Origin of the sequence: Scandinavium sp. (assembly GCF_051650185.1) — a bacterium.
Classification (GTDB): Bacteria; Pseudomonadota; Gammaproteobacteria; order Enterobacterales; family Enterobacteriaceae; genus Scandinavium.
Map to the genome: position 1 here is coordinate 1 of NZ_JBOFIN010000107.1, position 12,966 is coordinate 12,966.

9 protein-coding genes and 1 pseudogene are annotated in these 12,966 nt (G+C 56.1%); 2 read left to right on the forward strand and 8 right to left on the reverse strand.

Annotated elements, in window-relative coordinates:
- The coding region (locus ACRCWW_RS13895) for a hypothetical protein (RefSeq protein ID WP_337224150.1) at positions 1–115 on the reverse strand (115 nt) is incomplete at its 3' end.
- 303 nt (positions 116–418) lie between these two features.
- Here ACRCWW_RS13895 and hmpA point away from each other — a divergent pair.
- A complete protein-coding gene (hmpA, locus tag ACRCWW_RS13900; RefSeq protein ID WP_438682940.1) occupies positions 419–1,597 on the forward strand; it encodes an NO-inducible flavohemoprotein in 1,179 nt (392 codons plus the stop codon).
- 54 nt (positions 1,598–1,651) lie between these two features.
- On the opposite strand, the gene glnB is transcribed toward hmpA, so the two are convergent.
- From glnB to purL, 5 genes are all read right to left on the reverse strand, one after another.
- On the reverse strand, positions 1,652–1,990 hold the full coding sequence (glnB, locus tag ACRCWW_RS13905) for a nitrogen regulatory protein P-II (protein ID WP_002914032.1): 339 nt from the start codon (positions 1,988–1,990) through the stop codon (positions 1,652–1,654).
- A 64-nt stretch (positions 1,991–2,054) separates the two neighbouring features.
- Complete coding sequence (glrR, locus tag ACRCWW_RS13910) at positions 2,055–3,392, reverse strand: two-component system response regulator GlrR (RefSeq protein WP_438682941.1); 1,338 nt, start codon at positions 3,390–3,392, stop codon at positions 2,055–2,057.
- On the reverse strand, positions 3,389–4,114 hold the full coding sequence (gene qseG, locus ACRCWW_RS13915; protein WP_438682942.1) for a two-component system QseEF-associated lipoprotein QseG: 726 nt from the start codon (positions 4,112–4,114) through the stop codon (positions 3,389–3,391). Before qseG ends, glrR begins: the two co-directional genes overlap by 4 nt.
- The gene (gene qseE, locus ACRCWW_RS13920; protein WP_438682943.1) at positions 4,111–5,547 is read right to left on the reverse strand and encodes a two component system sensor histidine kinase QseE/GlrK; all 1,437 of its coding nucleotides are present in this window, start codon (positions 5,545–5,547) and stop codon (positions 4,111–4,113) included. Before qseE ends, qseG begins: the two co-directional genes overlap by 4 nt.
- 518 nt (positions 5,548–6,065) lie before the next feature.
- Positions 6,066–9,953: a phosphoribosylformylglycinamidine synthase gene (purL, locus tag ACRCWW_RS13925; RefSeq protein WP_438682944.1), complete on the reverse strand. Its 3,888-nt coding sequence runs from the start codon at positions 9,951–9,953 to the stop codon at positions 6,066–6,068.
- A gap of 224 nt (positions 9,954–10,177) precedes the next feature.
- On the opposite strand from purL, the pseudogene mltF reads away from it, so the two are divergent.
- Positions 10,178–11,651, forward strand: a pseudogene (gene mltF / locus ACRCWW_RS13930) (membrane-bound lytic murein transglycosylase MltF); the annotation flags it as partial.
- 106 nt (positions 11,652–11,757) lie between these two features.
- Here the strand turns inward: mltF and tadA are convergent.
- Complete coding sequence (gene tadA, locus ACRCWW_RS13935) at positions 11,758–12,288, reverse strand: tRNA adenosine(34) deaminase TadA (protein ID WP_438682945.1); 531 nt, start codon at positions 12,286–12,288, stop codon at positions 11,758–11,760.
- Positions 12,289–12,313: 25 nt separating this feature from the next.
- Complete coding sequence (gene yfhb / locus ACRCWW_RS13940) at positions 12,314–12,949, reverse strand: phosphatidylglycerophosphatase C (protein WP_438682946.1); 636 nt, start codon at positions 12,947–12,949, stop codon at positions 12,314–12,316.
- Between the last annotated feature and the right edge of the window lie 17 nt (positions 12,950–12,966).

A 12,966-nucleotide genomic window follows, 5' to 3' on the forward strand; every position in this document is an offset into this window, starting at 1 on the left:
TGTAGTTTTCGGAGGCGATCAGTTCGATGTGCTCTTCCTGACGTACTTTTTCCTGCTCCATAGCCTGCCACAGTTCGGCATCATAATCGGCAATGTTCATTTCACGCTTTAACATCCGCATCTCCTGACTCAGCTAACAGTAGTTTTTACCGCTTAAAAGGGGGGCCCTTTTGGGCAACGGCGAACAGTATAACTGATAAGTTCTGTGATAACAGGTCTTGACAAAGGATTTTACGCAAACGATTACCTACCCATTACACAAGGGTTTGAGCAATAAAGGCAACGCCCGGGCAAACGGATTTCTTTTCAGGTTTGTGATGCAGGAATTTCACCTTGCGAAGAACCCTTTACATCTCAGGGTCATTTTTATAACATGCATTCAAAATGCATCATTAAAAAACCTCAAAAGGATATTGCTATGCTCGACGCCCAAACCATCGCCACCGTCAAAGCCACGATCCCCCTGCTGGTCGAGACAGGCCCGAAACTGACCGCCCATTTCTACGACCGTATGTTTGCCCATAACCCGGAGCTCAAAGAGATCTTCAATATGAGCAACCAGCGTAACGGCGATCAGCGTGAAGCCCTGTTCAACGCCATTGCCGCTTACGCCAGCAACATTGAGAACCTGGCGGCACTGCTGCCTGCAGTGGAAAAAATTGCTCAGAAACACACCAGTTTTCAGATCAAACCCGAGCAATACGCCATCGTTGGCGGCCATCTGTTAGCCACGCTGGATGAAATGTTCAGCCCAGGCCAGGAAGTGCTGGACGCCTGGGGCAAAGCCTACGGCGTACTGGCAGACGTGTTTATCAAACGCGAAGACGAAATCTACAAAGAGAGCGCGGCGAAAAAGGGCGGCTGGGAAGGCACGCGTCCGTTCCGCATCGTCAGCAAACAGCCACAAAGCGCGCTTATCACCAGTTTTGAATTTGAAGCCGCAGACGGCGGTGTCGTTGCCGACTATCAGCCGGGGCAATATCTCGGCGTGTGGCTGAAGCCTGAAGGCTTTGCGCATCAGGAAATTCGCCAGTACTCCCTGACTCGTCAGCACGATGGTCAGCGCTATCGCATCGCCGTGAAACGTGAAAATGGCGGGCAGGTCTCCGAGTGGCTGCACGATGTCGCTCAAGTGGGTGATACCGTTCATCTTGCCGCGCCAGCGGGTGACTTCTTTATGCAGGTTGATTCCGCGACGCCGGTAACGCTGATTTCGGCGGGTGTCGGCCAGACCCCGATGCTGTCCATGCTGCACACACTGGCGGCGCAGAAACACACGGCTCAGGTCAACTGGTTCCATGCCGCAGAAAATGGCAAAGTTCACGCTTTTGCGGAGGAAGTGAAAACCCTGGGCGCGAGCCTGCCGCGTTTTGCCTCTCACGTCTGGTTTAATGCCCCAGAAAGCGGTGATGTGTTTGACAGCAAAGGACTGATGGATTTGCGGGCTCATGAAGGCGCATTCAGCAGCCCGGCGATGCAGTTCTATCTCTGTGGCCCGGTCGGGTTTATGCAGTTTGCCGCAAAACAGTTAGTTGAGCTGGGCGTGAGCGCGGACAACATCCATTACGAATGTTTTGGCCCGCATAAAGTGCTGTAATGTGAAAAAGAAGCCCGGCGGCGCGATGCTTGCCGGGCCTTCGAGAGGAGATGTTTAGATTGCCGCGTCGTCTTCTTCACCGGTACGAATACGAATCACGCGTGCCACGTCGAAGACGAAGATTTTGCCGTCGCCAATCTTGCCGGTCTGCGCGGTACGGATAATGGTGTCCACACAGGTGTCGACGATATCGTCCGTCACCACGATTTCAATTTTCACCTTCGGCAGAAAATCGACCATGTATTCCGCGCCGCGATACAGCTCGGTATGACCTTTCTGACGACCAAAGCCTTTCACTTCCGTTACCGTCATTCCGGTGATGCCGACTTCCGCCAGCGCTTCGCGCACATCATCGAGTTTGAAGGGTTTAATAATCGCATCAATCTTTTTCATGGTTTCCTGTCTTATCCACGTAACCGGTTGCTAACCCTATCATAACGTCGGTGTGTCTGCCGGGCTACTCTTTAAAATCGTTGGCATCCAGTTCATGACGGGACAGCAATTTGTAGAACTCGGTACGATTGCGCCCGGCCATTCGTGCAGCGTGCGTCACATTGCCTTTGGTGATTTGCAGCAGCTTACGCAGGTAGTTCAGTTCGAACTGATTACGAGCTTCAACGAACGTGGGCAGCGCGGTGTTCTCCCCTTCCAGCGCCTGCTCCACCAGCGCATCACCAATCACCGGGGAAGACGTCAGCGCCACACACTGCTCAATGACGTTCACCAACTGGCGAACGTTGCCCGGCCAGTTGGCGGTCATCAGACGCTTCATGGCGTCGGTGGAAAAGGCGCGCACAAACGGCTTGTGCCGATCTGCCGACTGACGCAGCAAATGGTTCGCCAGCAGCGGAATATCTTCCGTACGCTCAGCAAGCGATGGGATCTTCAGGCTGACGACGTTCAGGCGGTAAAACAGGTCTTCGCGAAACTCACCGCGCGCCATGGCTTTCGGCAAGTCGCGATGCGTCGCGGACAGGATGCGCACGTTGATATCAATATCGCGGTTGCTGCCCAGCGGGCGAATTTTACGCTCCTGAAGCACGCGCAGCAGCTTCACCTGCAACGGCTGGGGCATGTCGCCGATTTCATCGAGAAACAGCGTGCCGCCTTCGGCTGCCTGAAACAGCCCTTCGCGATTGCTGACCGCGCCGGTAAATGCGCCGCGAGCGTGACCAAACAGCTCGGATTCCAGCAGTTGCTCTGGCAGCGCGCCGCAGTTAATGGCGATAAAAGGGTATTTGCTGCGCGGGCTGGCGTTGTGAATGGCCTGGGCGAAAATTTCTTTCCCGGCGCCGCTTTGCCCGTTAATCAGTACGCTGACGTCCGACTGGGCCACCATGCGTGCCTGTTCAAGCAGGCGCAGCATCACCGGACTGCGGGTGACGATAGACTCGCGCCACTGATCGTCTGTCGCCGCGGCGGTGTGCACCAGCGCGTCATCTATCGCTTTGTAGAGTGCGTCTTTATCGACGGGCTTGGTCAGGAAACTGAACACGCCCTGCTGTGTGGCTGCCACCGCATCCGGGATGGAGCCATGCGCGGTCAGGATGATCACCGGCATGCCAGGCTGAACTTTCTGGATTTCAGCAAAGAGCTGAAGCCCGTCCATTTCATCCATCCGTAAATCACTTATCACCAGGTCGATTTTTTCCCGCGCCAAAACGCGCAGCCCTTCCTGCCCGCTTTCAGCCGTCTGCACGGAAAAACCTTCGCTGGTCAAACGCATGCCCAGCAGTTTCAGCAGACCGGGATCGTCATCCACCAGTAAAAGGCGAGCGGGCTTACGTCCTGTCATGGCTTATCCTCTCCGGTGGCTGGCGCCTCTTTGGTGGCCGGCGCGGTATCGCCCGGATGAGAGCCATCTGGCACCAGGCTGCTGCCTGAAGGCTTACGGCTGGAAAGCTGACGCTCGATATCGGTCAGGTTTTCCAGCTTACGGGTGGTTAAATCAAGCTGGCTGCGCAGATGCTGTTGCTGCTGGCGCAGCGTGTCCATTTCACCGTCAGCACTTTGCTGCAATTTACTGTAGCGAGAGCGCTCGTCGGCAAGCTGCAACTGCAACGCCTGACCGTCGCGCCACACCTGATACAACGGGCGCACCTGAGAAGGAATTTGTGGGCTGAAGCTGTCGAGGCGGCTGACCGTCTCGCGACGCTCCAGCGGCGTAATTTTCGCACTGCCTAGCAAAATGCCGCGACGAAACGCATCCTGCCAGCTGTCGTTGGTATGCAATTTTGCCTCGTTGCGCGCCATTTCAGGCGACAGCCGCTCGGCACAGTCCATGCCGCGCAGCCAGTAAAGTGGGTTCTTTTCCGTTGTTTCGCCGTGCAGGAACCAGACATCAGCACAATCGGTTGAAAGAAAATCGGCAACCTGCTGCTGTGGCAGTTTTTCCTCGTCACCGGTCGCGCTGGCATGTTGTGCAAACGGCGAGCTGCATCCGGCCAGTAAAAGAGATGACGCTCCGGCCACAAGCGTGAAAATAATGGGGGACATATTCACCAGACATTGCTTCATTTTATAGGTTTATCCGTGTCTGAAAGAGAGAGTTCGATGCAGAAACACACACTTCCGGGTTGATTGTCGGCCAGTCGCAGGTCGCCCCGCATTCGCCGGACACAATCCCGGGCAATACTCAGCCCCAGACCACTTCCCTTCACAGCCCCTTTACGTTGATGGCTGCCCTGATAAAAAGGCTCAAAAATGAGGGTTTTTTCCGCCTCCGGGATCGGCGTCCCGCTGTTTTCCACCTCAAGGAAAACGCTGTTCCCCTGCTGGCGGCTGCGCAGATAAATGTTACCGGATTCAGTCCCATAGTGCACCGCATTGGAATAGAGATTATCCAGGGCGCTCATCAGCAGCATGGGCTCTGCCCAACAATAGCGAGCCTCCAGCTCCACGCTGGTATGCATCATTTTAGCTCTTGCCGGCAAACTGTGGGCCGAGACCACCATTTCGACCAGGGGCGCCAGCTCCGTTTTCTCCATTTCCAGCGGGGTATCGGCCAGTTTTCGGTTGTAATCAAGCAGTTGCTCGATCAGTTTTTGCAGGTTACGGCTGCTGTCATCGAGAATAGACACCACTTCTTTTTGCTCTGACGTCAGCGGTCCAACGACCTGGTCAGCCAGCAATTCGGTGCCTTCGCGCATGCTGGCGAGGGGCGTTTTCAATTCATGTGAAAGATGCCGTAAAAATTGGTGGCGCTGCGATTCAAGCCAGGAGAGGCGCTCACTCAGCCAGACGATACGCTGGCCGACAGAACGCAGTTCTCGCGGGCCTTTAAACAGCGCAGAACTGCCGAGCGTTTTCCCTTCTCCCAGGCGGTTAATCATTTTTTCAATGCCTTTCACCGGGCCGATGATCATGCGGGTGAAGAGCAGCATCATGGTCAGGCTGACGAGGAATAATACCAGCGCCTGCCAGCCGAAAAATTGCCCACGCTCCGCAATTTCTTGCTGAAGCTGCTGCCCACGGGAGAACACCACCGCGCGTGTAGCCTGCACCATTTCGGTGTTGGCAGTGGCGAACGCCTCCAGTTGCGCTGCTGCATTCTCATCGGGGCCGCTGTTTTTACAGCGCAGGTCGGTGAGACTGTTCAGGCCCTGACGCAGAGCCTGATACAGCTTATCGTCAGGCAATACGCCCGCATGCGCATCCAGCATGCTGCTATAGCGTTTGCGTTGCCCTTCATAGACTTTGGCGAGCGTGGCGTCATCCAGCACGCAATACTGGCGATAGCTACGCTCCATTTCCAGCGCTGCGTTGGTCATCGCTTCACTGCGGCGTGCATCGATAAGCGTGGTTCGGTTGGTCATGGCGGCCTGATCGCTGAGCGCATTCAGGCTTTGCCAGGCCTGCCATGCCAGCACCAGGAGCGGCAGCAGGATCAACAGGAAGGAGAGCATAACCAACTGGCGCAGCGAGCGAGGGAAAAGAGACCAGCGTTTCAATGGGTTTGTTCCTGACAATAAGCTTTCTGGCAGGGTAACTGAGGACAGGGGGCAGATACAACAACGCCGGGTAAGAACCCGGCGTTGTTATGGAATAGGCGGTGCCTAACTCGACGTTTCGCCCGGAGGTTGATATAGCTACGCTGATATCAGAAGTTGGACGGCAGGCACCTGTTTGTGCGTCATTCTAGGTTTATGTAGCGCTTCCCGAAGGGGCTGACATAAGAAGGTGAATGAGCCACTGCTTCATATTATGCAGCATCTGTGCCACATTTCAAAACAGTTCGTTAACGTACTAATATTGCTGGGCATTTCGCTGGTTGCCAGGCCGCTTAGGATTGTGTGTTTTTTACCCACACTGTCGTCATAAAGAGACACAACCAAGCGGTAAATATTATTTTCTTTATATTCAAACAATTAAATGTCTCCAATTGGCGACGCCCAGCATTAGCCCTGTCGCCATTTTCAGACACTTTTGTTTTGATCGCCGGGCGGCGCTGCGCTAGCCCGGCATTACATCAGCCTAACTGCTTACGCGCATTGCGGAAAATGCACATCCACGGGCTGTCTTCGCCCCAGTTTTCCGGGTGCCACGAGTTTGCCACGGTGCGGAACACGCGCTCCGGGTGCGGCATCATAATGGTGACGCGACCGCTTTCGCTGGTCACCGCCGTGATGCCGTTCGGGGAACCGTTCGGGTTCGCCGGGTAGTTCTCCGTCACGTTGCCGAAGTTATCGACGAAGCGCAGCGCCACCAGCCCTTTGCTTTCAAGCTGTGCCAGATGTGCCGCATCGCGAACTTCCACATGCCCTTCACCGTGAGACACGGCAATCGGCATCTGCGAACCAACCATCCCCTGCAACAGCAGCGACGGGCTCTGAGTGACTTCCACCAGACTGAAGCGTGCTTCAAAACGGTCAGAGTGGTTACGCACAAAGCGCGGCCACAGGCTGCTGCCCGGGATCAGTTCACGCAGGTTGGACATCATCTGGCAGCCGTTACACACGCCCAGCGCCAGGGTTTGCGGACGATGGAAGAAGGTTTCGAACTCATCACGCACGCGGTTGTTGAACAGGATGGACTTCGCCCAGCCCTCACCCGCCCCCAGCACGTCGCCGTAGGAGAAGCCGCCACACGCCACCAGCGCCTGGAAATCTTCCAGACCGGTACGGCCCGCCAGCAGGTCGCTCATGTGAACGTCAATAGCATCGAAGCCAGCACGATGGAACGCCGCCGCCATTTCAACGTGAGAGTTCACACCCTGCTCACGCAGGACAGCCACTTTCGGACGCGCGCCTTTCGCAATATACGGCGCCGCCACATCTTCGCTGATGTCGAAGGAAAGCTTCACATTGAGGCCCGGATCGTTGTCGTTACGCTTAGCTTCGTGCTCTTGATCCGCACACTCCGGATTGTCACGCAGGCGTTGCATCTGCCAGGTCGTTTCCGCCCACCACATACGCAGCGTAGTGCGGCTTTCGCTGTACACCGGATGGCCATTTGCGGTGATCACAAAGCGATCGCCTTTCTCGGCCTGCCCCAGGTAATGCACACAATCCGCCAGACCGTGGGAAGCGAAAATGCCTTCAACGAGCGCACGATCTTCGGCACGCACCTGAATGACGCCACCGAGCTCTTCGTTAAACAGCGCAGCCAGGCGATCTTCACCCAGCGCGGCGATATCCACATTCACGCCGCAGTGACCGGTAAAGGCCATTTCAGCCAGCGTGACCAGCAGGCCACCGTCAGAGCGGTCGTGCCAGGCGAGCAGTTTACGTTCTGCCACCAGCACCTGCATGGCGTCCCAGAAGCCTTTCAGCTGTTCGACGCTGCGAACGTCCGCGGTTTTATCCCCCAGTTGGCGATAAACCTGAGCCAGCGCCGTTGCGCCCAGCGCGTTATGGCCTTTGCCGAGATCAATCAGCAACAGCGCGTTGTCTTCGGTGGAGAGTTCTGGCGTTACCGTGCGGCGCACATCTTCAACACGCCCGAAAGCGGAAATGACCAGCGACAATGGCGACGTCATTTCGCGCTGCTCGCTGCCTTCCTGCCAGCGGGTTTTCATCGACATGGAGTCTTTGCCGACCGGAATGGTCAGACCCAGCGCCGGACACAGTTCTTCGCCCACAGCTTTAACAGCAGCGTAGAGACCCGCGTCTTCACCCGGGTGCCCGGCTGCGGCCATCCAGTTTGCCGACAGCTTGATGCGCTTCAGGTCGCCAATCTGGGTGCCTGCAATGTTGGTCAACGCTTCCCCTACGGCCAGACGAGCGGAAGCTGCGAAGTCGAGCAGAGCAACCGGAGCGCGCTCACCCATCGCCATCGCTTCGCCGTAATAGCTGTCGAGGCTGGCGGTGGTCACTGCACAGTTAGCTACTGGGATCTGCCACGGGCCAACCATCTGATCGCGAGCAACCATGCCGGTAACGCTGCGGTCGCCAATGGTCACGAGGAACGTTTTTTCCGCTACGGTTGGCAGATGCAGAACACGATTCACCGCATCGGCAAGGGTGATACCCTGGCGATCCAGTGCTTCACCGTTCGCGGACAGGGTTTCCACATCGCGAGTCATTTTCGGCGTTTTGCCAAGCAGCACGTCCAGCGGCAGGTCGATAGGCTGGTTGTCGAAATGGGTATCGTTGAGGCTCAGGTGCATCTCTTCAGTGGCTTCACCGATCACCGCATACGGCGCGCGCTCGCGCCGGCAAAGCTCATCAAACAGCGGTAACTGTTCCGCAGCCACCGCCAGCACGTAACGTTCCTGAGATTCGTTGCACCAGATTTCCAGCGGGCTCATGCCAGGCTCATCGCTAAGGATATCGCGCAGTTCGAATTTACCGCCGCGTCCGCCGTCGCTTACCAGTTCTGGCATGGCGTTAGACAGGCCACCTGCGCCCACGTCGTGGATAAACAGAATCGGGTTCGCTTCACCCATCTGCCAGCAGCGGTCGATCACTTCCTGACAGCGGCGCTCCATTTCCGGGTTATCACGCTGTACGGACGCGAAATCGAGATCCGCATCTGACTGACCGGACGCCATGGAAGAAGCCGCCCCGCCGCCAAGACCGATGTTCATTGCCGGCCCGCCAAGGACGATCAGCTTCGCGCCGACGTTGATCTCGCCTTTCTGCACGTGATCGGCGCGAATGTTGCCGATCCCACCTGCCAGCATGATCGGTTTGTGATAACCGCGCAGCTCTTCGCCGTTGTGGCTGTTGACCTTCTCTTCATAAGTACGGAAGTAGCCGTTCAGCGCCGGGCGACCAAATTCGTTGTTAAACGCCGCGCCGCCCAGGGGGCCATCGGTCATGATATCCAGCGCGGTGACGATACGATCCGGCTTACCGAAATCTTCTTCCCACGGCTGCTCGAAGCCTGGAATACGCAGGTTCGAAACAGAGAACCCAACCAGACCCGCTTTAGGCTTCGCGCCACGCCCGGTTGCGCCTTCGTCACGGATTTCGCCACCGGAGCCGGTAGCCGCGCCCGGCCACGGGGAAATGGCGGTTGGGTGGTTGTGGGTTTCCACTTTCATCAGGATGTGTGTCGGTTCCTGGTGGAAGTCATAGCGCAGACCGTCGCGATCCGCGTAGAAACGCCCGACGTCAGAACCCTCCATCACTGCCGCGTTGTCTTTATAAGCGGACAGGACGTGATCCGGCGTGGTCTCGAAGGTGTTCTTGATCATTTTGAACAGCGACTTCGGCTGCTGTTCACCGTCGATGACCCAGTCGGCGTTAAAAATCTTGTGACGACAATGCTCAGAGTTCGCCTGAGCGAACATGTAGAGCTCGATGTCGTTCGGGTTGCGGTTCAGTTTGTTGAATGCTTCGTGCAGATAGTCGATCTCATCTTCTGCCAGCGCCAGACCCAGACGCAGGTTGGCGTCGACCAGAGCCTGACGACCCTGCCCCAGCACATCGACGCTGGACACAGGCGCAGGCTGGTGATGAGCAAACAGGTTTTCCGCTTCTTCCAGCGCCCCGAAGACGGTTTCCATCATCCTGTCGTGCAACTCAGCCGCGACGGTTCCCCACTGTGCTTCGCTCAGGGTTGAGGCTTCCACGTAATAGGCTACACCGCGCTCCAGGCGGACAACCTGGGCCAGGCCGCAGTTGTGGGCGATGTCAGTTGCTTTTGAAGACCAGGGAGAAATGGTGCCAGGGCGGGGGGTGACGAGCAGGAGTTTTCCGGCGGGAGTATGGCTGCTGAGGCTTGGACCATACTGCAGCAATCTTGCCAGGCGGGTGTGTTCCTTTTCTGAGAGCGGTGCGCTCAGTTCGGCAAAATGCACGTACTCGGCGTAAATATTGCTGACCGGAAGGTTGGCTGCCTGAAAGCGTGCCAGCAGTTTGGTAATACGAAATGCAGACAGTGCAGGCGAACCACGCAGAATTTCCATCATAAGTCTCTCGTCTTCTGGGTTTCAGTGTGCGCAATGGCGGAAAACGGGCGCCATTATAGAGCATCCTGGGCGGCGACGTAACCGTTTGCGTCGAAATAAAATTACCGCCCCGCTTTTATCAATAGGTGTGACAAATACGACTAAGAGGTTGCCAACTGCCGCATTGTTACGCAAAATGCCGCTCATTCTGTAGTGCCCCTAAACTTTAACATGGTAACTATTGCCTGAGATTGCTCTCATCACAGAGAATTAACTAATTGAAAAAATTAAAGATTAATTATCTGTTTATTGGCATTGTCACCCTGCTACTGGCAGCGGCGCTTTGGCCTTCTGTTCCCTGGTTCAGTAAGCCAGAGAACCACATCGCGGCCATTCAGGCTCGCGGTGAGCTGCGCGTCAGTACCATCGTTTCCCCTCTGACATTCGCCAGCCTCAATGAAAAAGACTACGGTCTGGACTACGAGATGGCCCAGCAGTTTGCCGACTACCTTGGCGTTAAGCTCAAAGTCACCGTACGCCAGAACATCAGTCAGCTGTTTGACGATCTCGATAATGACGATGCCGATATGCTGGCCGCCGGGCTGGTGTATAACAGCGAGCGCGTGAAAAACTATCAGGCGGGGCCAGCCTACTATTCTGTCTCCCAGCAACTGGTCTACCGCAAAGGTAATTTGCGCCCACGCACGCTGGCTGATATCACGGCTCAACAACTGACGGTTGCCCCAGGTCACGTCGCGATCACCGACCTGCAAGATCTGAAAGCGAAAAAATACCCCGACCTCGGCTGGACGGTCGATGACAAACGCGGCAGCACGGAACTGATGGAAGATGTTATCGACGGCAAGCTCGATTACACCATCGCCGATTCCGTTGCGATTAGCCTGTTCCAGCGCGTTCACCCGGAACTGGCCGTGGCGCTGGATATTACCGACGAACAACCCGTCACCTGGTTTAGCCTGAAAGACAGCGACAACACCCTGCCTGCGGCGATGCTCGACTTCTTCAATAACATTAATGAAGACGGCACCCTGGCACGCCTGGAAGAAAAGTATCTTGGTCACGGCGAGGATTTCGATTATTTCGATACCCGCACTTTCCTGCGTGCGGTCGATAACGTCCTGCCCGATGTTCAGCCGTTATTCCAGAAATACGCCCAGGAGATAGACTGGCGTCTGCTGGCGGCCATCGCCTGGCAAGAATCACACTGGGACCCGCAGGCAACGTCGCCGACAGGCGTACGCGGCATTATGATGCTGACCAAAAACACGGCGCAAAGTCTGGGGCTGACGGACAGAACCGATGCCGAGCAAAGCATTAGCGGCGGGATGCGTTATCTGCAGGACATGATGGATAAAGTGCCGGACACGGTACCGAAAGATGAACGCATCTGGTTTGCGCTGGCGGCCTATAACATGGGTTACGCGCATATGCTGGATGCGCGAGCGTTAACGGCAAAACAAAAAGGCAATCCGGACAGCTGGGCCGATGTGAAGCAACGTCTGCCGTTACTCAGCCAGAAGCCTTATTACAGCCGCCTGACGTACGGCTACGCTCGCGGGCACGAGGCTTATGCGTATGTGGAAAACATTCGTAAATACCAGATAAGCCTGGTGGGGTATCTGCTGGAGAAAGAGAAGAAAACAGCGCAGGAACTGGAGTTTGCGCAGGACTACCCGACCGTGCATCCCGATGAACTCAACCACACCAGTTTGGGTCTGTTGCCCTTCATTTCATTACAATCAGACCAGCGCAATGGCCAGATTGAAGTGAAGCATAACAAGATGCTGGTTGAGCTCACCCACAACTAGGATGACGAAGCGGCACGTTTCAGGGCTTTTTTCTGCTCGCGACGCTGACGGAAGAAGTCGCTTAACATCGATGAACACTGCTCCGCGAGCACGCCTTCAGTAATTTCCACGCGATGGTTCATGCCGGGATGATGCAGCACATCGATGAGTGACCCCGCCGCTCCGGTTTTCGCATCACGCGCCCCAAACACCAATCGGCCAATACGGCCGTGAACCATCGCCCCGGCGCACATCACACAGGGTTCAAGCGTCACATAAAGCGTTGCATCAATAAGACGGTAATTTTGCAGTACCAGGCCGCCCTGACGCAGAGCCATAATTTCGGCGTGCGCAGTAGGATCGTGACGGCCAATCGGGCGATTCCAGCCTTCGCCTATCACCTGATTGTTGTGTACCAGCACAGCGCCAACCGGCACCTCCCCTTCATCCCAGGCACGTTGAGCCAGCGTCAGCGCATGGCGCATCCAGTCATCATGGGTAAATTCAGTGTCGGACAAGGTGGCTACTCCGTTTGAAAAGCGGCGCATTATACACAGCGCCGGGGGGTTTACACTATTCCAGCTGCTGTAATTCTCCCGCAGGGGTGACTCGCCATCTGTGCTCGCAGAAATAGAGCAGCGGGTTGTCCTGATTGCTGTCGCTATAGCCACTGTAAAGACGCAGTGGCGTGCCGATTTTCTGTTCGAGCTGAGCGACTTTTTCATACCCAAGGCAGCGCAGCGTTAGCACCCAGCCGCCGTAGCGACGCTCCATCAGGCTGGCAATCAGATTCACTCGCGGCAACCACGGCGTATCAAAATAGACCTTTTCCACCAGCGGCTTTGGCGAGCCGGTAATCAGCCAGACGTCGGCATCGGAACTGGTCAGATACCCGGTCAGCCGTTCGTGAACCACCGGAAAAGTCGTGACGTGCTCACGGAACCATCCCACAAATTTCGCCTGAAGAGCGTTAAGCCGCGCTTCACTGTGACCAAAAGTCGCCCCCCACAACAACAGGCTCATCGGCCAGCGTGCCGCTCTCCCTTTGACCAACAGCGCGATACCCACCACCGGCAAAACGATGAGCACCAGCAGTGCGTTTAGCGGATTATGGCGCAGCAGAAAACGAATAAAACTGCCGAACATGTCCTGCTGATGCAGGGTGCCATCAAGATCGAAAAAAACTACCCGACGAGAGTTGCTGACCAAACCTTTCTCCTCAAAAT

What these genes read in the sequence shown, in the direction of transcription:
- hmpA (WP_438682940.1), top strand. Translation starts at nt 419, where the DNA reads ATGCTCGACGCCCAAACCATCGCCACCGTCAAAGCCACGATCCCCCTG.
- glnB (WP_002914032.1), bottom strand. Translation starts at nt 1,990, where the DNA reads ATGAAAAAGATTGATGCGATTATTAAACCCTTCAAACTCGATGATGTG.
- glrR (WP_438682941.1), bottom strand. Translation starts at nt 3,392, where the DNA reads ATGACAGGACGTAAGCCCGCTCGCCTTTTACTGGTGGATGACGATCCC.
- qseG (WP_438682942.1), bottom strand. Translation starts at nt 4,114, where the DNA reads ATGAAGCAATGTCTGGTGAATATGTCCCCCATTATTTTCACGCTTGTG.
- purL (WP_438682944.1), bottom strand. Translation starts at nt 9,953, where the DNA reads ATGATGGAAATTCTGCGTGGTTCGCCTGCACTGTCTGCATTTCGTATT.
- tadA (WP_438682945.1), bottom strand. Translation starts at nt 12,288, where the DNA reads ATGCGCCGCTTTTCAAACGGAGTAGCCACCTTGTCCGACACTGAATTT.